At 62.9% G+C, this 23,868-nt stretch carries 22 protein-coding genes; 13 read left to right on the top strand and 9 right to left on the bottom strand.

Annotated features, from left to right (window positions below; all coding sequences use genetic code 11):
* Positions 1-96: 96 nt before the first annotated feature.
* Positions 97-594: an RrF2 family transcriptional regulator gene (locus tag P3T25_RS08375; RefSeq protein ID WP_154564778.1), complete on the bottom strand. Its 498-nt coding sequence runs from the start codon at positions 592-594 to the stop codon at positions 97-99.
* 304 nt (positions 595-898) lie between these two features.
* Here P3T25_RS08375 and P3T25_RS08370 point away from each other — a divergent pair, with 304 nt between their 5' ends.
* Complete coding sequence (locus P3T25_RS08370; protein WP_154564780.1) at positions 899-1,456, top strand: group III truncated hemoglobin; 558 nt, start codon at positions 899-901, stop codon at positions 1,454-1,456.
* Between the two features lie 134 nt (positions 1,457-1,590).
* Here the strand turns inward: P3T25_RS08370 and moaE are convergent, their stop codons facing one another.
* From moaE to P3T25_RS08340, 6 genes are all read right to left on the bottom strand, one after another.
* The gene (gene moaE / locus P3T25_RS08365; protein WP_054039446.1) at positions 1,591-2,067 is read right to left on the bottom strand and encodes a molybdopterin synthase catalytic subunit MoaE; all 477 of its coding nucleotides are present in this window, start codon (positions 2,065-2,067) and stop codon (positions 1,591-1,593) included.
* Positions 2,068-2,138: 71 nt separating this feature from the next.
* Complete coding sequence (gene moaD, locus P3T25_RS08360) at positions 2,139-2,396, bottom strand: molybdopterin converting factor subunit 1 (RefSeq protein WP_154564782.1); 258 nt, start codon at positions 2,394-2,396, stop codon at positions 2,139-2,141.
* A gap of 25 nt (positions 2,397-2,421) precedes the next feature.
* Positions 2,422-3,654, bottom strand: coding sequence for a molybdopterin molybdotransferase MoeA (locus P3T25_RS08355; RefSeq protein WP_154564844.1), 1,233 nt, complete (start codon positions 3,652-3,654; stop codon positions 2,422-2,424).
* A gap of 460 nt (positions 3,655-4,114) precedes the next feature.
* A complete protein-coding gene (gene thrC, locus P3T25_RS08350) occupies positions 4,115-5,566 on the bottom strand; it encodes a threonine synthase (protein ID WP_154564784.1) in 1,452 nt (483 codons plus the stop codon).
* A 7-nt stretch (positions 5,567-5,573) separates the two neighbouring features.
* Complete coding sequence (locus tag P3T25_RS08345; RefSeq protein WP_074284306.1) at positions 5,574-6,905, bottom strand: homoserine dehydrogenase; 1,332 nt, start codon at positions 6,903-6,905, stop codon at positions 5,574-5,576.
* 76 nt (positions 6,906-6,981) lie between these two features.
* Positions 6,982-8,229, bottom strand: a complete 1,248-nt coding sequence (locus P3T25_RS08340) for a pyridoxal phosphate-dependent aminotransferase (RefSeq protein ID WP_168435878.1) — start codon at positions 8,227-8,229, stop codon at positions 6,982-6,984.
* Positions 8,230-8,651: 422 nt separating this feature from the next.
* On the opposite strand from P3T25_RS08340, the gene P3T25_RS08335 reads away from it, so the two are divergent.
* From P3T25_RS08335 to P3T25_RS08280, 12 genes are all read left to right on the top strand, one after another.
* Entirely contained in the window at positions 8,652-9,026 is a 375-nt protein-coding gene (locus tag P3T25_RS08335; protein WP_154564788.1) for an Mth938-like domain-containing protein, read from the top strand.
* A gap of 211 nt (positions 9,027-9,237) precedes the next feature.
* Positions 9,238-10,995: a glycosyltransferase family 39 protein gene (locus tag P3T25_RS08330; RefSeq protein WP_171928705.1), complete on the top strand. Its 1,758-nt coding sequence runs from the start codon at positions 9,238-9,240 to the stop codon at positions 10,993-10,995.
* A 25-nt stretch (positions 10,996-11,020) separates the two neighbouring features.
* Positions 11,021-11,392, top strand: a complete 372-nt coding sequence (locus P3T25_RS08325) for an SMR family transporter (RefSeq protein WP_054034531.1) — start codon at positions 11,021-11,023, stop codon at positions 11,390-11,392.
* A 259-nt stretch (positions 11,393-11,651) separates the two neighbouring features.
* Positions 11,652-12,803, top strand: coding sequence for a DegT/DnrJ/EryC1/StrS family aminotransferase (locus P3T25_RS08320; RefSeq protein WP_429357869.1), 1,152 nt, complete (start codon positions 11,652-11,654; stop codon positions 12,801-12,803).
* 6 nt (positions 12,804-12,809) lie between these two features.
* A complete protein-coding gene (locus P3T25_RS08315) occupies positions 12,810-13,853 on the top strand; it encodes a glycosyltransferase (RefSeq protein WP_154564794.1) in 1,044 nt (347 codons plus the stop codon).
* On the top strand, positions 13,850-14,797 hold the full coding sequence (locus P3T25_RS08310; protein WP_429357868.1) for a formyltransferase: 948 nt from the start codon (positions 13,850-13,852) through the stop codon (positions 14,795-14,797). Before P3T25_RS08315 ends, P3T25_RS08310 begins: the two co-directional genes overlap by 4 nt.
* The gene (locus tag P3T25_RS08305; protein WP_429357867.1) at positions 14,794-15,840 is read left to right on the top strand and encodes a bifunctional UDP-4-keto-pentose/UDP-xylose synthase; all 1,047 of its coding nucleotides are present in this window, start codon (positions 14,794-14,796) and stop codon (positions 15,838-15,840) included. Before P3T25_RS08310 ends, P3T25_RS08305 begins: the two co-directional genes overlap by 4 nt.
* 10 nt (positions 15,841-15,850) lie before the next feature.
* Positions 15,851-16,744, top strand: coding sequence for a polysaccharide deacetylase family protein (locus tag P3T25_RS08300; RefSeq protein ID WP_266238918.1), 894 nt, complete (start codon positions 15,851-15,853; stop codon positions 16,742-16,744).
* A 156-nt stretch (positions 16,745-16,900) separates the two neighbouring features.
* Complete coding sequence (locus tag P3T25_RS08295) at positions 16,901-17,362, top strand: peroxiredoxin (RefSeq protein WP_168435879.1); 462 nt, start codon at positions 16,901-16,903, stop codon at positions 17,360-17,362.
* A gap of 347 nt (positions 17,363-17,709) precedes the next feature.
* Entirely contained in the window at positions 17,710-19,599 is a 1,890-nt protein-coding gene (locus P3T25_RS08290) for a PhoH family protein (protein WP_266238917.1), read from the top strand.
* A gap of 205 nt (positions 19,600-19,804) precedes the next feature.
* Positions 19,805-21,085: an NlpC/P60 family protein gene (locus tag P3T25_RS08285; RefSeq protein ID WP_429357866.1), complete on the top strand. Its 1,281-nt coding sequence runs from the start codon at positions 19,805-19,807 to the stop codon at positions 21,083-21,085.
* Between the two features lie 156 nt (positions 21,086-21,241).
* Positions 21,242-22,048 carry an SDR family oxidoreductase gene (locus P3T25_RS08280; protein ID WP_154564806.1) on the top strand — a complete coding sequence of 269 codons (807 nt, stop codon included), beginning with the start codon at positions 21,242-21,244 and terminating at the stop codon, positions 22,046-22,048.
* Between the two features lie 108 nt (positions 22,049-22,156).
* Here the strand turns inward: P3T25_RS08280 and P3T25_RS08275 are convergent, their stop codons facing one another.
* Positions 22,157-23,167 carry an inorganic phosphate transporter gene (locus tag P3T25_RS08275; RefSeq protein ID WP_154564808.1) on the bottom strand — a complete coding sequence of 337 codons (1,011 nt, stop codon included), beginning with the start codon at positions 23,165-23,167 and terminating at the stop codon, positions 22,157-22,159.
* Entirely contained in the window at positions 23,167-23,793 is a 627-nt protein-coding gene (locus P3T25_RS08270) for a DUF47 domain-containing protein (RefSeq protein WP_028196679.1), read from the bottom strand. Before P3T25_RS08270 ends, P3T25_RS08275 begins: the two co-directional genes overlap by 1 nt.
* Positions 23,794-23,868: the final 75 nt, after the last annotated feature.

Raw genomic sequence — 23,868 nt, 5'->3', positions numbered from 1 at the left:
CCACCAAATTGAGGCGTTTTACGCAGGTTTCAAGCGCTTTTTTGCAATCAGCAACAACTATTTAACATTTGACGCGCGAGAACTTGCCCGCAGGTTTCAGGAAGCCGGCGTGGCGCCGCCAGCAGAAGCGACCGGCACGATCGGGATGACGGTGCTCAAACCCAGCAGCGCAGCCAGCGGGCCGTGCGGCTCTGCAACCTCGCCGATGGTGTGACGATCGAGTTCGGCGAGGAAGGCGTTGCGCGCCGCCTCGAGCACGCCACGCAGTCCGCAGTGCGATGTAATGACACAGGCCCGGCGCTCGTTTTGCTGGTCCGGGAAGCAGCCGACCAGCGCAAAGTCGCTTTCCGTGGCCCGCACGATCTCACCCACGGTCAGCGCACTGGTCTGTTCAGCGAGCCGCAGCCCGCCGTTACGCCCGCGCACCGTCTCGACCCAGCCGAGTTCACCGAGTTGCTGCACCACCTTCATCAAATGGTTCTTGGATATCCCGTACGCGTCCGAGATGTCCTGAATGGTCGATAACCCTTCACCGCGGACGGTGAGGTACAGCAGGACGCGTAGTGAGTAATCCGTATAGTCGGTCAGTCTCATAAGTGCAGGTGCCACGATGAGCGCAAGCCGCGATCCGGGGGATAACCGCGTCGATGCAAGGGTTGCCGGGAGCCGTCGCTTCGCCATAAGATGCTGGCGCTACGCATGTTTTCTTATTTTGCGCTGACGGTCGGTGTTTGTCTTTCGGCAGTAATGGTAACGTTTCCCGCACGGGCCATTCATACGAAAAGCGGGGCATTCGTGGCCTACTTCCTTTTGTTTGGACACAGTTTGAGGTCATTCCTGACGGTCTGTGGCGCCATGTGGCGATTCATAATGAATAACGGCATTATCTGGAATTTGCATGAATCCCTCTTTTCCCGCCGCACCGGTTGTCGAGCGCGCCGCCGAACCTACTGAGGCGAATATTCGCGAGCTCGTCTACGGCTTTTACGACCGCGTGCGCGCCGATCCGCTGCTGGGCCCCGTGTTCGAGGCGACGCTGGCGGGCCGTTGGGACGACCACTTGCCCAAGATGTGCACGTTCTGGGGCAGTCTTGTGCTGGGCGCGAAGCAATACCGCGGCAATGTGCAGCAGGCGCATCAGCCGCTCGAGGGCGTCGAGCCGCAGCATTTCAGCCGCTGGCTGTATCTGTTTCTGGATACGGTGGAGTCGCGCTATCAGCCGGCTGCCGCGGTGCGCTTCATGGAGCCGGCGCTGCGTATCGCGCAGAGTTTGCAGTTGAGCCGCTTTGGCTGGGATTACCAGATTCCGGCGGAGCAGCAGGCGTTGCTGGAGCGCGTCGCGCCGAAGCGTCCGCGCGACGATGACCCGCACGAACCGCATGCGCCGGGAGCCTCGACGCGGCGACGGGGTGAGCCGTTCCCGACGAGGATCATCGGCAAGGCGAAGACTGACTGACGGAGGTGCCCAAGCGGTGTCTCAGGGCCGCACGTAGGCCATGACGCGCAGGTACCCGAACTTGCACTGAAGATGCGCTGAAGCGTTCTGGGCGCGCCGCCCGGTCAGCTTCGGGACCTAAAACCGGCGCCCTCCTAATCCTCTTCCTGGTTACCCGACTCGATACCCCACCGGGCCAGCGCCGCGTCATCGGCGACGCGGGCATCCACCCAGCGCTCGCCCTCTTCGGTTTTCTCTTTCTTCCAGAACGGCGCCTGGGTCTTCAGGTAGTCCATCACGAACTCACACGACGCGAAGGCATCGCCCCGATGCGCGGCGGTGGTCGCCACCAGCACGATCTGGTCGAGTGGATACAGCTTGCCGACCCGGTGCACGATCAGCACCTCGATTCCCGGCCAACGCTCGCGCGCGCTCACGACGATCGCTTCCAGCGACTTCTCCGTCATGCCCGGATAGTGTTCGAGCTCCATGGTTTCGACCGTGCTGCCGTCGTTCAGGTCGCGCACGGTGCCGACAAAACAGGCCACCGCGCCGATCTTCGGATTGCGCGCGCGCAACGCGGCGACCTCGGCAGTGAGGTCGAAGTCTTCCGTCTGGACGCGAACGGGCATCTCTGGCTCCTAGGCGGCTTGGCGAGGTTTAGCGTGATCTGGCGGGTTTTTTAGCGACGATTCGACGCGTCTCAACCGCCGGTGACGGGTGGAAAGAACGCGACCTCGCAACCTTCGGTGACGCGTGCGCCGGCATCAGTCATCACGTGATTGCAGGCCATGCGCAGCGCGCGGCCTTCGGCAAGGGTGTCAGCCCAGGTGCCGCCGCGCACGCGCAACCAGGCGCGCACGTCGCCGACGGTCGAGATGCCGTCCGGCAGATCGACCGTTTCGTCGGCGGTGTCGAGCGCTTCGCGCACGCTTGCAAAATATCGGAGTTGAATCTTCATCGGGAAACCGCCGGCTTTGCCGGCCTCAGTTCAGCAATTCGGAAAAGGGGATGAAACGCACGGTCTCACCGGCGCTGATCGCGTGGTTCGGCGGATTGTCGATCAGGCCGTCACCCCACACGGTCGATGTCAGCACGGCCGAGCTCTGATTAGGAAACAGATCGAGGCCGCCGGCCGCATTGATACGCGCGCGCAGAAATTCGTTGCGCCGGTCGGCCTTCTTCTGCGTGAAATCCGCGCGCAACGACAGCGCGCGCGGCGCCACCGTCTGCATGCCGGCCAGAAGCAGGACGAACGGGCGAACGAACAGCAAAAAGGTCGCGAAGCTGGAAACCGGATTGCCCGGCAGGCCGATGAAGAAGGTTTCGGCTGACGCAGCCGCATCGGTCTGCTGCGCGGCACGGCGCACCGCGCCGAAGGCGAGTGGCTTGCCGGGTTTCATCGCGATCTGCCACATCGACAGGCGCCCCTCCGCCTCGACTGCCGGCTTGACGTGATCCTCCTCGCCGACCGACACGCCGCCGCAGGTGAGGATCAGATCGTGCGCTTGCGCGGCTTCGCGCAACGTCGCGCGGGTCGCGTCGAGTTTATCGGGGACGATGCCGTAGTCGGTGACTTCACAGCCTAGTTTTTCCAGCAGCCCGCGCAGCGTGAAACGGTTCGAGTTGTAGATCGCGCCGGGTTTCAGCGGTTCGCCAGGCATGGTCAATTCGTCGCCGGTGAAGAATACGGCGACTTTTACTCGGCGGCGCACCTGGAGTTCGGCGCAGCCGACCGACGCGGCGAGTCCCAATGCCTGCGGCGTCAGGCGCGTGCCCGCTGGAAGGATGGTCGAACCGTTACGGATGTCGGCGCCTTGGGCGGTGATCCATTCGCCGGGTGCTGGGTTGTGGAGGATCGTGACCTCGTTGCCGGCGGCCTCGGTTTGCTCCTGCATCACGATGGCGTCGGCGCCCGGCGGCACCGTAGCGCCGGTGAAGATGCGGGCTGCCGTGCCGGGTTTTAACGGCTCGGGCGCGTGGCCGGCTGGAATGCGTTGCGAGACCGGCAGGCGGCGGTTGCCATCGGTTGCCAGATCTTCTGCGCGGATCGCGTAGCCGTCCATTGAACTGGTGTTCATGGGGGGGACGTCGAGCGGCGACGTAACGTCTGCTGATAGCACGCGGTTGAGCGCGTCTAACGTGGGGATCGATTCCGTGCCGGTGATCGGGCTCGCTGCGCTGAGCAGGGTCGCCAACGCTTCGGCAGTGGAGAGCATCGGGGCGCGGGGCGTTGGGGTGGACATCTTCTGGTCTCGAAGCCGCTGGTTAAAAGAATATTGTAGCGGTCGAACTTGGTGGACGGTGGTGGGTGGGTGTTATGGTGGTTTTTTTGCCTTCGGCGCTGGCCGTTCCTTGATCTGGTTTTTGTGCCTTTCCTTGTTTTGTTAGTGGTCTATTAGCGTTGCCCCTGTGCGGGGCGGCACCTACTTTTTTTTGCATGCCGCAAAGAAAAGTAGGCAAAAGAAAGCGGCTCAAACCACTCCTGCTAAGCGGGGCCCGTAGTTTACACAGGGTAGTGGTGCATCTGGAATCTGTGTTCGTGCCCCTGCATGCGCCAGTGACAAGGGCGTCATTCTTCCGGCGGCGCTGCGCGCGCCGAAGAGCACTTCTTCAAACCAATCTCACCCGTCGCCCGTCGTATCGAGCGCGACGCTGTCGCGCTCGATACTCACGGTGTTACTCGCCCGTGTTCGCGACGATGAAGTCCTTTACGCGCTGTACGTCCGCCGGTAGCACTTCGAATCGCTGCGGCAGCGATTCCAGGCCCGAGAATGCGGCTGGGCGCTCCGGTTCGCGTAGCAGCGCTTCGCGGATCGTTTCGCCGAACTTGATCGGTTGCGCCGTCTCCAGCACGATCATCGGAATGCCCGCTTGCAAATGCTCGCGCGCTACCTTCAGGCCGTCTGCCGTGTGCGTGTCGATCATCGTGTCGTAACGCTCGAAGACGTCGCGGATCGCATCCACACGGTCCTCGTGGCTGCTGCGGCCCGACACGAAACCGAATTCCTTCACGCGCGCAAAATCACCGCTCGCCGCCAGGTCGAAACCGCCCTTCTCTTCGACGTCGCGGAACAGTTGAAGCACGCGCGCCGGGTCGCGGCCCAGCAGGTCGAACACGAAACGCTCGAAGTTCGAAGCCTTCGAAATGTCCATGCTCGGGCTGCTCGTGTGGTATGTCTCTGCCGCCTTGCGCACGCGGTAAATGCCGGTGCGGAAGAATTCGTCGAGCACGTCATTTTCGTTCGTCGCGACCACCAGCTTCTCGATCGGCAAACCCATCATGCGCGCGATGTGGCCCGCGCACACATTGCCGAAATTGCCCGACGGCACCGTGAACGAGACGCGCTCGTCGTTCGACTTCGTCGCGGCAAAGTAGCCCTTGAAGTAGTACACGACTTGCGCCACCACGCGCGCCCAGTTGATCGAGTTGACTGTGCCGATCTTGTACTTCGCCTTGAACGCGTGGTCGTTCGAAACCGCCTTCACGATGTCCTGGGCGTCGTCGAACACACCCTCGACCGCGATGTTGAAAATATTCGGGTCCTGCAGGCTGTACATCTGCGCGGTCTGGAACGCGCTCATCTTCTTGTGCGGCGAGAGCATGAACACGCTGATGCCCTTTTTGCCGCGCATCGCGTATTCCGCTGCGCTGCCGGTGTCGCCCGACGTTGCGCCCAGAATGTTCAGCGTCTCGCCGTGTCTGGCCAGCGCGTACTCGAACAGGTTGCCGATCAACTGCATCGCCATGTCCTTGAACGCGAGTGTCGGACCGTTCGACAGTTCCAGCAGCGACAGCGGCGCGCCGTTCTCGACGCCCAGCGTCTTCAGCGGTGTGATCTGCGCGGCGCTTTCGTCGTCGCGCACGTGGCAATACGTCTTAGCCGTATAAGTCTTGCGCGTCAGCGCGCGCAGGTCTTCGGCGGGGATGTCGTCGCTGAATTTCGACAGGATTTCGAACGCGAGATCCGCGTACGGCAGCGTGCGCCAGCGCGCCAGTTCGTCAGCCGTGACGCGCGGATATTCCGCCGGCAGGTACAGGCCGCCGTCTTTCGCAAGACCGCCCAGCAGAATGTCGGAAAACGTATGGCGCTCGCCGGCTCCGGCGCCGCGCGTAGAGAGGTAGTTCATATTCGGCCTAGTTCAGCGCTTCCATGCGCAGCTTCGTGACTTGCGAGACAACGGTCTTCAGCGCTTCGATCGTCTTGATCGCGGCGTTGACGTTCTTTTCAACCGTTTCGTGCGTAATCAGGATGATGTCGGTTTCGCCCTTGCCGTTCGCGTCGACCTGCTCCGATTCCTTCTGCAGCAGCGCGTCGATCGAGATGCCCCGATCCGCCAGGATGCGCGTGATGTCGGCCAGCACGCCCGTCACATCGGCCACGCGCAGGCGCAGGTAGTAGCCGCTCGTCACTTCGTCGATCGGCAGGATAGGTGTGCTCGACAGGCTGTCCGGCTGGAACGCCAGATGCGGCACGCGATGCTCCGGGTCCGCCGTATGCAGACGCGTCACATCGACCAGATCGGCCACCACGGCGGATGCCGTCGGCTCCGCACCCGCGCCCTTGCCGTAGTACAGCGTGGAGCCAACCGCGTCGCCGTGCACGACAACCGCGTTCATCGCGCCTTCCACGTTCGCCAGCAGGCGTTTTTCCGGAATCAGCGTGGGATGCACGCGCAATTCGATGCCCTTGTCCGTACGGCGCGAGATGCCAAGCAGCTTGATGCGGTAGCCAAGTTCTTCAGCGTATTTGATGTCGATTGCCGCCAGTTTGCTGATGCCTTCGACGTACGCCTTGTCGAATTGCACCGGCACGCCGAACGCGATCGCGCTCATGATCGTCGCCTTGTGAGCGGCGTCCACGCCTTCAATGTCGAAGGTCGGATCAGCTTCGGCGTAACCCAGTTCCTGCGCGGCTTTCAGCGCGGTCGCGAAATCGAGCCCGCGGTCGCGCATCTCCGAGAGGATGTAGTTCGTCGTGCCGTTGATGATGCCGGCGATGTACTGGATGCGATTGGCCGTGAGCCCTTCGCGCAGCGCCTTGATGATCGGAATGCCACCCGCCACCGCCGCCTCGAACGCCACCATCACGCCGTTGGCGCGCGCCGCTTCGAAAATCTCCGTGCCGTGCACGGCGAGCAGCGCCTTGTTGGCCGTCACCACATGCTTGCGGTTCTTGATCGCGCGCAAGACGAGGTCGCGGGCCACGCCCGTGCCGCCGATCATTTCCGCGATGATATCGATCGACGGATCGTCGACCACCGCGTTGAAGTCATCGGTCAGCGCCACAGTGCCGGCTTCACTGCCGAGCGCCGCGGTCGCCTTGGCGGGATTGCGCACGGCAATGCGCGCAATCTCAATGCCGCGGCCCGCGCGGCGTTTGATTTCTTCCTGATTGCGGCGCAGTACCGTGAAGGTGCCGCTGCCTACCGTGCCGAAGCCCAGCAGTCCAACTTTGATCGGTTCCATGCAGCGTGTGTTTTCGAGTAAGGGATTAAAAGGAAACTGGGGCTGGCAGCGGCGCGCGCCGGGCGCGCCGTCCATCTCAAGCCGTGTGGCGTTTGCGGTAGCCGTCGAGGAAGCGCGCGATCCGGTTGATCGAATCCGCGAGGTCGTCCACGTTCGGCAGGAACACGACGCGGAAGTGATCCGGCGTCTTCCAGTTGAAACCGGTGCCTTGAACCAGCAGCACGCGCTCTTCCAGCAGAAGGTCGAGGATGAACTGCTGATCGTCCTTGATCGGATAAATCTTCGGGTCGAGGCGCGGGAACATATACAGCGCCGCCTCGGGCTTCACGCAACTCACGCCGGGGATGGCCGTCAGCATGTCATACGCGAGTTCGCGCTGTTTGTACAGGCGCCCGCTCGGCACGATCAGGTCGTTGATGCTCTGATAGCCGCCGAGCGCGGTCTGGATCGCGTACTGGCCGGGCACGTTCGGGCACAGGCGCATCGAGGCCAGAATGCCGAGCCCTTCGAAGTAGTCTTTGCCATTGCGGCGGTTCTCGCCGGTCAGGCCCGAGATGAACATCCAGCCGGCGCGGTAGCCGCACGAGCGGTAGCTCTTCGAGAGGCTGTTGAACGTGACGGTGAGCACGTCCTCGGAGAGCGCGGCCATCGACGTGTGCTTCTTGCCGTCATAGACGATCTTGTCGTAGACCTCGTCGGCAAAGATCACGAGGCCGTGCTGGCGGGCGATCTCGATCAGGCCGAGCAGCAGTTCGTCCGAGTAGAGCGCGCCGGTGGGGTTGTTCGGATTGATGACGACGAGCGCACGAGTATTCGGCGTGATTTTCGCGCGAATGTCGTCCAGATCGGGCATCCATCTATTCGATTCGTCGCAGATGTAATGCACCGGCGTGCCGCCCGACAGGCTTACGCCGGCGGTCCACAGCGGGTAGTCAGGCGCGGGCAGCAACACTTCATCGCCGTCGTTCAGCAGGCCCTGCAGCGCCATCACGATCAGCTCGGAGGCGCCATTGCCGATGTAGATGTCGTCCAGTTCGACGCCATGCACACCCTTTTGCTGCGTGTAATGCATGATCGCCTTGCGCGCGGCGAACACCCCCTTGGAATCCGAGTAGCCGGACGAGCCCGGCAGATTCAGGATCATGTCCTGGATGATTTCATCCGGCGCGTCGAAGCCGAACGGCGCGAGATTGCCGATGTTCAGCTTGATGATGCGGTGGCCCTCTTCTTCGAGCCGTTTCGCATGTTCGAGGACAGGCCCGCGAATGTCGTAGCAGACATTCAACAACTTGTTGGATTTGAGAATCGGTTTCACGGCGGGCACTTCATCCTGTTGATGGGCTTGGGCGAACAAGCGGGGGCGGAAAAACCGGGACCCGGGCAAGTCCGCCGATACGGGGAATTATGACGCGGCACGTCCGCCAGAGACGAGAAAAGCAGACGAAATGCGGGCAGAACCAGGGCAGGTAGCCGATGGGCCGCGCCCGTGCCCTCAGGGCGGCTTATGACAGCACATGAGGTGGCACTTGAGCGAGGGGCGCCGCAAGGCGGCTAAAAAGTTATAATTTAGCGGATTTTGGCCGACTTCCGCAATGCACCAACCGCATCGGCAAGCCTTTTCGGCCGCTTCTGTGTCACTCGCTGTGCCACTCGCGTGTCCCGCTCGCGTCAAACCGCCCTGCTTCCGTTCTGCCAGGTCAGGCCGCCAACACGCATGATGTCTCACGACGACTTCGGAAAACGAATTTGAAATTACATCAGGATTCCAGCGGCGCCCTCAACACCGTCACCGGTTACGGCGCCGGCTATGTCGAAATCAATCTGGTGCGCCACGTCGGCAGCATTCTCCTGCTGCCGGAAGCCCCCGTCATCCCTTGGCCTGTCTCCTCGTTCGAAGACCTGAGCGCCGAGCACTTCGCCATGCTGGTGGACGCCGCGCCCGAAGTGGTCATATTCGGCAGCGGTGAGAGGCTGCGCTTCCCCCATCCGCGCCTGACCGCCGCGCTCACCGCCAAACGCATCGGCGTCGAAACGATGGACTTCAAGGCCGCCTGCCGCACCTACAACATTCTGATGGCCGAGGGCCGCAAGGTCGCGGCCGCGTTGCTGATCGAAGCCTAGTGGCGCCGAGCAGCGGGTGTTTGCCTGACGTGCCGGCACCGGCCGTCGGGCATGGCAGCCGCCGCGTGCGCATCGCCGGACCGGCCGCGCGCCCTGGCCGCGCCACGGCCGATAACGTACACTGCGCGCCATTGGCGCCATGCTGGCGATCGCCATTTTCAAATAACACTGCCTCGCTGCCCACGCGGCGTCGCCAAAAAGGTTGAAATTCATGAACGATACGCCGACGAGGCTACCGCTCAACCGCACCACGATCCTGCTGCTGGTGCTGGCCCTCGCCGTAATCTGGTTCGTGCCGCTCGGCTGGCGGCATCTGCTGCCGAGCGACGAAGGCCGCTACGCCGAAATGGCGCGCGAAATGTTCGTCACCGGCGACTGGATCACGCCGCGCTACAACGGCTACAAGTATTTTGAGAAGCCACCGCTGCAAACCTGGCTCAACGCGCTCACGTTCGCGTGGTTCGGCATCGGCGAATGGCAGGCGCGGCTCTACACCGCGCTGACGGGCTTTGCCGGCGTGCTGTTGATCGGCTTCACCGGGGCGCGCGTGTTCAATGCGGCGACCGGCGTGTTCGCGGCGATCGCGCTGGCCACGTCGCCGTACTGGAACCTGATGGGCCACTTCAACACGCTCGACATGGGCCTGTCGTTCTGGATGGAGCTGACGCTCTGCGCGCTGCTGCTGGCGCAGCGCCCCAACCTGCCGACGGCCAACGTGCGGGCATGGATGTGGGTGTGCTGGGGGGCGATGGCGCTGGCGGTGCTGTCCAAGGGCCTCGTCGGCGTGATCCTGCCGGGTGCGGTGCTGGTGCTGTACACCCTCGTCGCACGCGACTGGGCCGTATGGAAGCGTCTGCATCTGATCGGCGGCCTGATCGTGTTCTTCGCGATCGTCACGCCGTGGTTCGTACTCGTGCAGCAGCGCAACCCGGAATTCCTGAACTTCTTCTTCATCGTTCAACAGTTCAAGCGCTATCTGACGCCTGAACAGAACCGCCCCGGGCCGTTCTACTATTTCGTGCCGGTGCTGCTGGTCGGCTTCCTGCCGTGGTTGTCGGTGACCTTCCAGAGCGTGCGCCATGCGTGGCGCTTGCCGCGCCAGCCGAACGGCTTCGCGCCGGTCACGCTGATGCTGGTATGGACCGCGTTCATCTTTCTGTTCTTCAGCGCTTCTCACTCCAAGCTGCTTTCGTACACGCTGCCGATCGCGCCGCCGATCGCCCTGCTTATCGGCATGTACCTGCCGCTCGTCACACGTGACCAGTTGCGCCGCCATCTGGCCGGCTATGCGTTGTTTCTCGTCGTGGCCGCGTTTGCCGCGATGTTCATGGGGCGCTTCGGCAACGCGCGCAACCCGACCGAGCTGTACGTCGAATACCGCACCTGGGTGCTGGCGGCGCTCGGCGTCGCCTTCGTGGTCACGCTGTTCGCGCTGTGGCTGAACCGCCGCAGCCGCGTCGGCACCCTTGGCGCCGTCGCGAGCTTTGGCGCGGCGTGGCTGCTGCTCGGCACGATCGCCGGCACGGGTCACGACGTGTTCGGTCGCCTGAGTTCCGGCGCGCCGCTCGCGCCCGCGATCAAAGCCGAAATCGCGAAGTTGCCGGCCGATACGCCGTTCTACTCGGTCGGCGTGCTCGACCATACGATGCCGTTCTACGTCGACCACACGATGATCATGGTCGAACATCCGGACGAACTGGCGTTCGGCATATCCGTCGAACCGCAGAAATGGGTGCCGACGGTCGACGCGTGGATCGAGCGCTGGAAGGCCGATCGCTATGCGCTCGCGCTGATCCCGCCGTCCACTTACGACAGGCTGCTCAAAGAGGGGCTGCCGATGCAGGTGATCGCGCGCGACTCGCGCCGGGTGGTGGTGACGAAGCCCGTGGCGGTGCCCGCATCCGACGCTGCGGCGCAGAACGCACCGGCGCCCGACGCACCCGCACCAGTGGAAAAACCACAACAATGACCCCATCTCAGGAACTGACCGTTCGATGAACCCGATTTCGCTCTTTTGTATCCTCGCAGGCGTCACGTTGAACGCCGGTGCGCAGTTGCTGCTCAAAGCCGGAACGAATGCCGTTGGACACTTCGAATTCACCCGTGCGAACATCCTGCCCATCGCCTTTCGCCTCGCGACCCAACCGCCGATCATCGGCGGGCTGGCCTGTTATGTGATCAGCGTGGGCGTATGGGTGATCGGACTCTCGCGGGTGGACGTGTCGATCGCCTATCCGATGTTGTCGCTCGGATACGTCGTCAACGCGTTCGCGGCGTGGTATCTATTCGGCGAAGTGATGTCGGTACAGAAGCTGGTGGGGATCGGCGTCATCCTGATCGGCGTGGTCGTCCTGGCGCGCAGCTAGGCGGGCACGGCCCCGGCAGCACGGCGCCGGGCACGATTTATTACCGTTTATTGCGCGGCACTGATGCGCGCGCCGCGAAAATGCCGGCGGAAAAAGATGCGGAAAACCGGGCATCGTCGCCGGATAAGTAAAACGTAAGCTTGGCCGCGGTAAGCTTGGCGGTTGCGCCCTTTTTTAGTCGTGGCCTTGGGTTTGCGCGTAGTTTGTGATCTACTTCGCGCCCTTCGGGTTGCGCCCCTTTCAATCGAGCGAAGCATTCATGAGCCAGTCAACAGTCCCGTTTTTGCCGTTTGTCAAACCTGAGATCGATGAAGAGACGATTCAGGGCGTCGCCGACGTGCTCCGCTCCGGTTGGATCACGACCGGCCCGCAGAACCAGAAGTTCGAAGCGGCGTTGTCCGAGTTCTGCGGCGGCCGTCCGGTGCGCACGTTCAATTCCGGCACCGCGACGCTTGAAATCGGGCTGCGTATCGCCGGTGTGGGCGAAGGCGACGAGGTCATCACCACGCCCGCCTCGTGGGTCGCGACCAGCAATGTGGTCTACGAAGTCGGCGCGACGCCGGTGTTCGTCGACATCGATCCGGTCACCCGCAACATCGACCTCGATCTGCTGGAAAAGGCCATCACGCCGCGCACCAAGGCGATCATTCCGGTGTATCTGTCGGGCCTGCCGGTCGACATGGACCGGCTGTATGAAATCGCCCGCGCCCACAAGCTGCGCGTGATCGAAGACGCCGCGCAGGCGTTCGGCTCGACGTGGAAAGGCGAACGCATCGGCAAACTCGGCGATATGGTCTCGTTCAGCTTCCACGCGAACAAGAATCTGACCTCGATCGAAGGCGGCGCACTGGTGCTGAACAACGAGGAAGAAGCGATCCTTGCGCAGAAGTACCGCCTGCAAGGCATCACTCGCACCGGCTTCGACGGCATGGACTGCGACGTGCTGGGCGGCAAGTACAACCTGACGGACGTCGCCGCGCGCGTCGGCCTCGGTCAGTTGCCGCATCTGGAGCGTTTCCTCGTACAGCGCAAAAAGCTCGTGCGCGCCTATTTCGCCGGGCTCGAAGGCGGCGCGGCGGTCAAGCTGGGCATCGGCCTGCCGTTTGCCGACTTCGAAAACAGCAACTGGCACATGTTCCAGATCACGCTGCCGCTCGAAAAACTGTCGATCGACCGTGCGGGCTTCATGGGCCAGTTGAAGGAACGCGGCATCGGTTCGGGCGTGCACTACCCGGCGATTCACCTGTTCTCGCTGTACCGTGCGCGCGGCTTCAAGGAAGGCATGTTCCCGCATGCGGAGCGCTACGGCGCCACCACCGTCACGTTGCCGCTGTTCACGCTGATGAACGATGGCGACGTGGAGCGGGTCTGCCGCGCGGTCAATGAAATTTGCGAACAATACGGAAAATAAGCGGAAATGATTTATTCGGAACATCGCGCCGTCGCACCGGAAGTGTCGATCATCATCCCGGTGTACAACGAGGAAGCCGGGCTGGCCGCGCTGTTCGCGCGCCTCTACCCGGCGCTCGACGCGCTCGGCACCGGTTATGAAGTGATCTTCATCAACGACGGCAGCCGCGACAAATCCGCCGCCCTGCTCGCCGAGCAGTTCCGCGCGCGGCCCGACACGACCCGCGTGATCCTGCTGAACGGGAATTACGGCCAGCATATGGCGATTCTGGCGGGCTTCGAGCAGTCGCGCGGCGAGATCGTGATCACGCTCGACGCCGACCTGCAGAATCCGCCGGAGGAAATCGCCAAGCTGGTCAACAAGATGCGCGAAGGCTACGACTACGTCGGCACGATCCGTCTGCAACGCCAGGACAGCTTGTGGCGCCGCAAGGCGTCGCGCGCGATGAACCGTCTGCGCGAGCGCATTACGCGCATCAAGATGACCGACCAGGGCTGCATGCTGCGCGCGTACAGCCGGCACATCATCGACACGATCAATCGCTGCGGTGAAATCAACACCTTCATTCCGGCGCTCGCGTACACCTTCGCGCAGAACCCGGTCGAGATCGAAGTCGCGCACGAAGAGCGTTTTGCCGGCGAATCGAAGTACTCGCTGTATTCGCTGATCCGTTTGAATTTCGACCTCGTCACCGGCTTCTCGGTGGTGCCGCTGCAATGGCTGTCGTTCATCGGCGTGATCCTGTCGCTCGGATCCGCGGCACTGTTCGTGCTGCTGCTGATTCGCCGCTTCATCATCGGCGCGGAAGTGCAAGGTGTGTTCACGCTGTTCGCTGTCATCTTCTTCCTGCTCGGCGTGATCATCTTCGCGTTGGGCCTGCTGGGTGAATACATCGGCCGGATTTATCAGCAGGTGCGCGCGCGTCCGCGTTATCTGGTGCAGACGATTCTCGAGCAGCGCGACGGCACCACCGTGACCGAAGCGCCGCGTCAGGCGGTCGTGCAGGCCGTGCAGGCCGCGCCGCTGATCGATCAGGGCCCGAATCCATGAAGCCGCGCGCCGTCGTATTCGCGTATCACAACGTCGGCGTGCGCTGCCTGCAGGTGCTGCTCGCGCGTGGCGTCGACGTGGCACTGGTCGTCACGCATGAGGACAGTCCGACCGAAAACATCTGGTTCGGCAGCGTCGCCTCGGTTGCGGCCGAGCACGGCATTCCGGTCGTCACGCCGGCCGATCCGAAGAGCCCGGAACTGCGCGCCGCGGTCAGCGCCGCGCGCCCGGACTTCGTTTTCTCGTTCTACTACCGCCACATGTTGCCGGTCGACCTGCTGGCGCTCGCCGCACGGGGCGCTTACAACATGCACGGCTCGCTTCTGCCGAAGTACCGCGGCCGCGTGCCGACCAACTGGGCGGTGATCCACGGCGAAACCGAAACCGGCGCGACGCTGCACGAAATGGCTGCCAAGCCCGACGCGGGCGCGATCATCGCGCAAACGCCGGTGCCGATCCTGCCCGACGACACCGCCGCGCAAGTGTTCGACAAAGTCACGGTGGCCGCGGAACAGACCCTGTGGCGCGTGCTGCCGGCCTTGCTGGCGGGCGAAGCGCCGCATCTGCCGAACGATCTGTCGCACGGCAGCTACTACGGCGGGCGCAAGCCGGAAGACGGCCGGATCGATTGGAACCAACCCGCGCAACAGGTCTACAACCTGATCCGCGCGGTCGCGCCGCCCTATCCCGGCGCATTCACCGATATCGCAGGCCACCGCTTCATCGTCGCCCGCGCGCGTCTGGCTACGCCCGGCGCGCTTCGCTCGGATTTGCCCCCGGGCCTGCACGTAAGCGATAATGCCGTTTTTGCGATATGCGGCGACGGTCGCTCGATCGCCATCCACGAATTGCGGCACCAGCATGACGGCAACGAAACCGTTGTCACCGCGGCCGAATTCGCCCGGCTCATCCAAACTCCCCTCGAAACTCCCCGTTACTCATGAAAAAAGTCCTGATTCTGGGTGTGAACGGCTTTATCGGCCATCACCTGTCCAAACGCATTCTCGAAACGACCGATTGGGAAGTCTTCGGGATGGACATGCAGACCGAACGTCTGGGTGACCTGGTCAACCATGAGCGGATGCACTTCTTCGAAGGCGACATCACGATCAACAAGGAGTGGGTCGAGTATCACGTCAAGAAGTGCGATGTGATCCTGCCGCTGGTCGCGATCGCCACGCCCGCCACGTACGTGAAGCAGCCGCTGCGCGTGTTCGAACTCGACTTCGAAGCGAACCTGCCGATCGTGCGTTCGGCCGTCAAGTACGGGAAGCACCTCGTGTTCCCGTCGACCTCCGAGGTCTACGGCATGTGCACGGACGAGCAGTTCGATCCGGAAGAGTCGCAACTGTCGTATGGCCCGATCAACAAGCCGCGCTGGATCTACGCGTGCTCCAAGCAGTTGATGGACCGCGTGATCTGGGGTTACGGCATGGAAGGCCTGAACTTCACGCTGTTCCGTCCGTTCAACTGGATCGGCCCGGGCCTCGACTCGATCTATACGCCGAAGGAAGGCAGCTCGCGCGTGGTCACGCAGTTCCTCGGCCACATTGTGCGCGGCGAGAACATCAGCCTGGTGGACGGCGGCGCACAAAAGCGCGCGTTCACGGATATCGACGACGGCATCGGCGCGCTGATGAAGATCATCGAAAACAAGGACGGCGTCGCCACGGGCAAGATCTACAACATCGGCAACCCGACCAACAACTTCTCGGTGCGCGAGCTCGCGCACAAGATGCTGACGCTGGCCGCCGAATTCCCGGAATACGCCGAGCTGGCCAAGAAGGTGCAACTGGTCGAAACGTCCTCGGGCGCGTACTACGGTGCGGGCTACCAGGACGTGCAGAACCGCGTGCCGAAGATAGACAACACGATGCAGGAACTCGGCTGGGCGCCGAAGTCGACCTTCGACGAAGCGCTGCGCAAGATCTTCGAAGCGTATCGCGGCCACGTCGCCGAAGCTCGCGCCCTCGTCGAACAACAATAAGGCCTGATCCTTGGCTCGTATCGTCCTGAAGATCGACGTCGACACGCTGCGCGGCACCCGCGAAGGCGTGCCGAATCTCGCGCGCATCTTCGACCGCTTCAAGGCGCGCGCCACTTTCCTCTTCAGCCTCGGGCCCGACCACACCGGTTGGGCGATGCGCCGCGTGTTGCGGCCGGGCTTTCTGAAGAAGGTGTCGCGCACCTCGGTGGTCGAACATTACGGCATCAAGCAATTGATGTACGGCGTGCTGCTGCCGGGCCCGGATATCGGCGTGAAGACCGCCGCGGAAATGCGCGCGATTCACGAGGCCGGTTTCGAATGCGGCATCCACACCTGGGACCACGTGTACTGGCAGGACAACGTGCGTTCGCAAGATCAGGAGTGGACCGAGAAGCAGATGCAGAAGAGCTTCAACCGCTTCGTCGCGATCTTCGGCGCGCCGCCCGTCACGCACGGTGCGGCGGGCTGGCAGATGAACGGACATGCGTTCGAGCAGATCGACGCGTGGGGCATGCACTACGCGTCCGACGGGCGCGGCCACTCGCCGTATCTGCCGGTGGTCGACGGCCGGCAACTGTCGCACGTGCAGATGCCCACCACGCTGCCCACGCTCGACGAAGTGCTCGGCGTGGATGGGGTCGATGAGCACAACGTCGCCGCATGGATGTTGAAGCACACCGCAAACAATCCGCACGATCAGGTGTTCACGCTGCACGCGGAGCTCGAAGGACAAAAGCTCGCGCCGATTTTCGAACAGCTGCTGGAAGGCTGGCGCGCGCAAGGCCACACCTTCGCGACCATGGGTGATTACTACGCCACGCTAGACCGCAGCACGCTGCCATCGTACCCTGTTACGTGGGGCGAAATTCCAGGCCGCTCCGGCGAGCTGATTGTCCAGCCCTGACTGGCCAATTTCTCGCCGGCACTGACGACCAGGCCGCCGCGCGAGCAACCACCACACGCGCCAGTCGCCCGCCCCGAAAGCCTCGATGCCAGGCCGACGCCGCAGCAGTTGCAAGTGCAAGTGCTGCGGCGTCGGCCATAACAACCGGAGAACCTCGTGCCCATCGCAGTCGACCAACCCATCCCCGACTTTACCGCCCCCGCTACCGGTGGCGAGATCACGCTGTCCAAGCTGCGGGGCAAGAAGGTGGTGCTGTATTTCTACCCGAAGGACAACACGCCGGGCTGCACGACCGAAGGTCTGCAATTCCGCGATCTGTATCCGAAGTTCAGGAAAGCCGGCGCGGAAATTCTCGGCGTGTCACGCGACAGCCTGCGCTCCCATGACAATTTCAAGGCAAAGCTCGAACTGCCGTTTCCGTTGATCTCGGACCCGGAAGAAACCTTGTGTGCGCTCTTCGGCGTCATGAAATTGAAGAAAATGTATGGCAAAGAAGTGCGTGGGATCGAACGCTCCACGTTCCTGATCGACGCCGAAGGCGTGCTGCGCCAGGAGTGGCGCGGCGTGAAAGTGCCAGGGCATGTCGATGACATTCTGGAGGCTGTACAAGCGCTTTGAGGCGCGTTATATTGGGTTCCAATGAGTGCCTGTCCACCCCACACTTTTCGTCGCTGCGCCAGACTTGACGGCCGTTTTGTCGGCTCCGTCGAAGTCATGAGGCGCAACGCGATAACCGAAGGCGAGCCGCTTGTCCCGTACGCCGGGGCGGCGGCTTTTTTAATTGCGCGCGGCCGTGCGTTCACTCGGCCACGCGCTTCCGTTAAGGAGCCGATCGAAAACCAGGCGAACCGGCATCTCTAGACCGAATGCGCGCCTCCGGGCGCAAACTGCGTGCGCACTCACTGGCACCGGCAGAATGCGACAGGCGGCGCACGAAATGTGACCCGATTAATTCGAGGGAAACCATGCCTTTGCCTACCCCCCCCAGCAAGCTCGGCAATCTCCTGCCGCCTGACGAATACAAGGCCAAAGCCGCCACGCCGGCGCGCTCCGCCGCGAAGAAACAGGCAGTCGGAGGGGAATCAGCAGAGTCGGCCGATTACGGCCGCGCGAACGTCGCCACACCGATGGCGCACGCCGCCAATGCCGCGACCACGTTGCGGCCCGTGCCGGCATCGTCGGCCTCCCCTGCTGCGTCTGCATCCGCCGAGCAAGCCGCACCGGCGCGCGACGCAGGCGCGCGCGGTCGCAAATCGAAGCAGACCGCCGCCTTGCTGCAACCGGTTCCCGCTACCCGTCCGCAAGCCGAACCAGCGGTCGTTCCTACGCCTGCGGCCAAATCGCAGCCGGTCGTCGCGCGCGCGCCAAGCGCGAAAGACCCGACCGCCAGCACGCCCGCAGCCGCAGCACCCAGCACGCGCGGCACCAGCAAGAAGCGCGGCGCAGCCGCAGACCCGCTCGAAATGCAGAAGCTTTTCGTGCTCGACACGAACGTGCTGATGCACGATCCAAGCTGCCTGTTCCGTTTCGAGGAACACGACGTCTATCTGCCGATGATGACGTTGGAAGAACTCGACAACCACAAGAAGGGCATGTCGGAAGTCGCGCGCAACGCGCGGCAGGTGAGCCGCACGCTGGACGCGTTGGTGGCGAACGCCGGCAACATCTCGGACGGCATTTCACTTGCGCGTCTCGGCAGCCGTGAGGCGTCCGGGCGCCTGTACTTCCAGACCAAGCTCAACGCCATCGAGCCGGTCGAAGGTCTGCCGGAAGGCAAGGCCGACAACCAGATTCTCGGCGTGGTGCGGGCGTTGCAGCGCGACCGGATGGATCGCCAGGTCGTGCTGGTGTCGAAAGACATCAACATGCGCATCAAGGCGCATGCACTCGGCCTGCCCGCGGAAGACTACTTCAACGACCAGGTACTCGAAGACAGCGATCTGCTGTACTCGGGCATCCGCGCGCTGCCCCAGGATTTCTGGACCAAGCACGCGAAGGGCATGGAAAGCTGGCAGGACACCAAAACCGGCACCACGTATTACCGCGTGACGGGTCCGCTCTGCGCTTCGATGCTGGTCAACGAATTCGTCTATCTGGAACCGCAGAACGGCGAGCCGACGTTTCATGCGCTGGTGCGCGAGCTGAACGGCAAGACGGCGCTGCTGCAAACCTTGCGCGACTACGGCCACCACAAGAACAACGTGTGGGGCATCACGGCGCGCAATCGCGAGCAGAACTTCGCGCTGAACCTGCTGATGAATCCGGAGATCGACTTCGTCACGCTGCTGGGTCAGGCTGGCACCGGCAAAACGCTGGTCGCGCTCGCGGCCGGTCTTGCCCAGGTGCTCGACGACAAGCGCTACAACGAGATCATCGTGACGCGCGCCACGGTGCCGGTCGGTGAAGACATCGGCTTTCTGCCGGGTACGGAAGAGGAAAAAATGCAGCCGTGGATGGGTGCATTCGACGACAACCTCGAAGTCCTGCAGAAAACCGACGACGCCGCCGGCGAATGGGGCCGCGCCGCGACTCAGGAACTGATCCGCTCGCGCCTGAAGGTCAAGAGCATGAACTTCATGCGCGGCCGTACGTTCGTGGACAAGTATCTGATCATCGACGAGGCGCAAAACCTGACGCCGAAGCAGATGAAGACGCTGGTCACGCGCGCGGGTCCAGGCACGAAGATCATCTGTCTCGGCAATATCGCGCAGATCGATACGCCTTACCTGACGGAAGGCAGTTCGGGCCTGACGTACGTGGTCGACCGCTTCAAAGGCTGGGCGCACAGCGGGCATGTGACGCTGGCGCGTGGCGAGCGCTCGCGCCTGGCGGATTACGCGTCGGAGATTCTTTAAGTTTCAATGCTTTAGCTTCGGCTAGAAGCCGCGTCCGGGTCAGCCCGGACGTGGCTTTTTTATTGGGCACACGTTCCCGCTGGGCAACACTTAGCGCACAAACTTCAAGTGAGTTATCAAGAATTCTTGCCTGAGCCAGGTTCGACGGGCTACCATCCCGAAATCGTCCGCCATTAAACGAGCGTTTACCGCTCCCTTCGTCTTCATGCGCCGACTCGCCTTTTCGCTGCTGACCGTTTTGCTGCTCGCCGCTTGCGCCGGCGCGCCGCAAAACACGTCGCGCGGGCCGGGTTCATCGGTCGTGGTCACGAACGGCGCCTATCATGCGCCGCCGCCGGGTTTCCCGAATTTCGTCGATCACAGCATCGGTCGCGAGGAAATCTCAATCCAGGCGATGAGTCTGGTCGGCATTCCATACCGCTGGGGTGGTAATACGCCCGATAGCGGCTTCGATTGCAGTGGATTGGTTCGCTATGTGGTGTCACGCGCTGCATCCGTCAATCTGCCGCGGACTACCGCGGATATGAGCGGCCGCGGCGAATCGATCGAACCGGATGAAATTGCGCCGGGCGATCTGATTTTCTTCAACACCACCGGACGCGCGCATTCGCATGTCGGCATTTATGTGGGCAAGCTGCGCTTTGTTAACGCGCCGTCGACGGGCGGCACCGTGCGGCTCGACTACCTGACCAATCCGTATTGGGCCAAGCGCTTCGACGGTATTCGTCGGGTGGCGGCTCCGGCTGCGACACCGGCGCCGTTCGATACGCCGAGCTATCAGGCGGCGGCGCCTCAACCCGAGCGTGTCGCGCCGGTGGCTCAGGCTCAGTCGGCACCGGCTTATGCGGGTGCCGCGGTGACAGCGCAAGCTTGGGGCTACTCGGCAAGTTCTGCGGCGACGCGGCCTTCGGGCTATGCAGCAGCCTCTGTTGCGCCGCAAGCGTCGGGCTATGCGGGAGTCCCTGCTGCTGCGGAAGCTTCGGGCTATGCCGCGAACCCTGTGACGCCACAGCAAACGGCGCGTGTCGCGGCGACCACTCGTCCGCCGTTGACCGCAACCGGCCAACCTACGGTAGCCGCGACTGCGGCACCGCAAGCTGATCCGTTCGAGCCCCCACCGCCTGGTATGAGCGCCGCGCAGATGCAAGCGCGCGCGGCAGGTGCGGTGTCTCCGGGGTCCGTGCCGACCACTCAGGCGAGTACGTATGACGCTGTTGCCGGCTCGGCGAATCAGCAGACAGCGGCTGCGCGTGCTGAACCGCCAACGGTTACGGCTCGTGCGCCTGATCCGATCGACGCGGCTGCCGATGCGTTCGAGCCGCCGCCACCCGCTTCCGTCGCCGTGCGCCAGGCCCAACAAGCTCGTCAAGCCGAGGGGAACGCGGGCGTGCAGATCATGCGCGCCTCGACCGCATCGCGTGGCACCCCTGCCCCCACGCAAACCACCGACGACCCAATCGCGCGCTTTGCCAACGGCAGTTTCTAACGGCTCAGGCCGTGGCTCATTGCTCGTAGCGACGGCCGTGCCGCTCGAATTCAGTCTCCCGGTAGCGCCCACACTCCGCACCTGGAACCTGCCCATCCCCGCTGCGCTGCCGATCTGCTATCGTCATCGATATTCTTCCGACAGCGGGTGATAACGATGGATCTCGGGCTGAATGACAAGGTGGTATTAATCACGGGCGGCAGCAAAGGGATCGGGTTCGCCTGCGCCCGGGCGTTCGCCCTCGAGGGCGCAAAGGTCGCGATCGTTTCGCGCGACCCCGCCAATCTCGCACGCGCTTACGAACAGTTGAAGCAGGAGGGTCTGCACGTGCATCGCACTCGCGCCGACCTGCACGAACCGCACAGTGCTGCGGACATCGTCGAGGAAGTCAGCACCGCCGTCGGCCCCATCGACGTGTTGATCAACAGCGCCGGCGCAGCCCGCCGCTATGACCCGGAAACGCTGGACGCCGACGCGTTCCGCGCCACCATGGAAGCCAAATATTTCCCTTACATCTACCCGCAGCAGGAAGTGCTGCGGCGCATGGCCGAGCGCGTCAAGGCCGGCGACGGCGCCGCACCCGGCACGATCGTCAACATCATCGGCATGGGCGGCAAAATCGCTAGCGACATCCATATCGCCGGTGGTGCCGCCAATGCCGCGCTGATGCTCGCCACCGTCGGCCTCGCCCACTACTACGCGCGCTACGGCATCCGCATCAACGCAATCAATCCGGGGGCGACGCTGACCGAGCGCGTCGAGGAAGCAGTCAAGCTGGAAGCGTCGCGGCAAGGCATCGAAAACGCGGACGCGCTGGCGCGCGGGCAGGCCAAGGTGCCGCTCGGACGCTATGCAAAACCGGAGGAAATCGCTGACGTCGCGCTGTTTCTGGCGAGCCGCCGCGCGAGCTATGTGACGGGCGCAATCGTCCCGATGGATGGAGGCAGCACGCCGCTGATTTGAGTGGCGCGCTTTATTTGCAGCTTTTAGGGGTGTGCGGCCCGGTGCTTTTGGCTCCGGGCTCCATGGCAGAGCATTGTGCGGACTGCCTTCGCCGTCCGCACTTGCCGTTTACAGGAAGCGGTGGCCGAGCCACCAGGCAGCCGCGGAGAGCGCTGCGGAGGCCGGAATCGTCAGAATCCACGCCCAGACGATGTTGCCCGCTACCCCCCAACGCACCGCACTCAACTTCTGCGTCGCGCCGACACCGACGATCGCGCCGGTAATCGTATGCGTGGTGGACACTGGAATGCCGAGCCACGACGCGGTGAACAGCGTGATCGCCCCGCCCGTCTCGGCGCAAAAACCGCCTACCGGCTTCAGCTTGGTGATCTTCTGGCCCATCGTGCGGACAATCCGCCAACCGCCGAACAACGTGCCGATACCCATCGACAGATAGCAGCCACCGATCACCCACAGCGGCGGTGCGTCCGCGATCGACGAGGCATAGCCGGTCGCGATCAGCAGCATCCAGATGATGCCGATGGTCTTCTGCGCATCGTTACCGCCGTGGCCGAGGCTATACAAACCTGCGGAGACAAGTTGCAGACGCCGGAAACGCCGGTCGACCTTGCTCGGTGGCGTGCGGAAATAGATCCACGAGACCGCCAGCATGAAGAACGAGCCGAGTACGAAACCGAGCAGCGGCGAGATGAAAATGAAGGTAACCGTCTTCATCAACCCGTCGAAATTGAGTGAACCCCAGCCCGACTTGGCAAGCGCCGCGCCCACCAGCCCACCGATCAGCGCATGCGACGAGCTGGACGGAATACCGTAATGCCACGTGATGATGTTCCAGCCGATCGCGCCGACCAGCGCGCCAAAAATGACGTAGTGGTCAACGATATTCGGATCGATCGTGCCTTTGCCGACCGTTTGCGCCACTTTCAGGTGGAACACAAAATACGCGATAACGTTGAATGCCGCCGCAAAGGCCACGGCCTGCTGTGGTTTCAGCACGCCGGTCGACACGACCGTGGCGATCGAATTCGCCGCGTCGTGGAAACCGTTCATGAAGTCGAAAATCAGCGCGACGGCAACCAGGCCGGCGACGACCCAGATAGCGAGTTGTATCGATTGCATTATGCGTTTTCCAGCACGATGCCTTCGATGATGTTCGCCACGTCCTCACACTTGTCGGTGATCGTTTCGAGCAGTTCGTAAATGGCCTTCAGCTTGATCAGCGTCTTGACGTTGTCTTCTTCGCGGAAAAGCTTCGACATCGCCGAGCGCAGCACGCGGTCGGCTTCCGATTCCAGACGGTCGATGTCCTCGCACGCCTTCAGGATCTGGCTCGCCTGCTTCATGTCCGACAGCAGGCTGACGGCGAACTGCACACGCTCGGAGGTGGCCGTGCAGATATGCGCCAACTGGCTCGCTTCGGAGGTTACCGCCTGCACGTCGTACAGCGAGATAGCGGTAGCGACGTCCTCCATCAGATCGAGGATGTCGTCCATCGTGGTGATCAGCTTGTGGATCTCGTCGCGGTCGAGCGGCGTGATGAAGGTCTTGTGCAGCAGGTCGATGGCTTCGTGGGTGAGCTTGTCAGCGGCCTTTTCGGCCTTCTGCACGTTTTGCTTGTGGGTCTCGGCGTCCTGCAGGTTGTCGATCAGCAGCTCGAGTTCGCGGCTTGCAGAGACGATGCACGTTGCGTGCGCATTGAAAATTTCAAAGAACTTGCCCTCGGTGGGCATGAAACGACCGAACATTGGGATCCCGAAAATTGGTCACATTATGGCTGACATAAAACCGCCACATTGTACCGTTCCGGGATCGACGCCGCA

Origin of the sequence: Paraburkholderia sp. GAS32, assembly GCF_050434225.1 — a bacterium.
GTDB lineage: Bacteria > Pseudomonadota > Gammaproteobacteria > Burkholderiales > Burkholderiaceae > Paraburkholderia > Paraburkholderia madseniana.
This window is presented reverse-complemented; position numbering and strand designations above follow the sequence as displayed.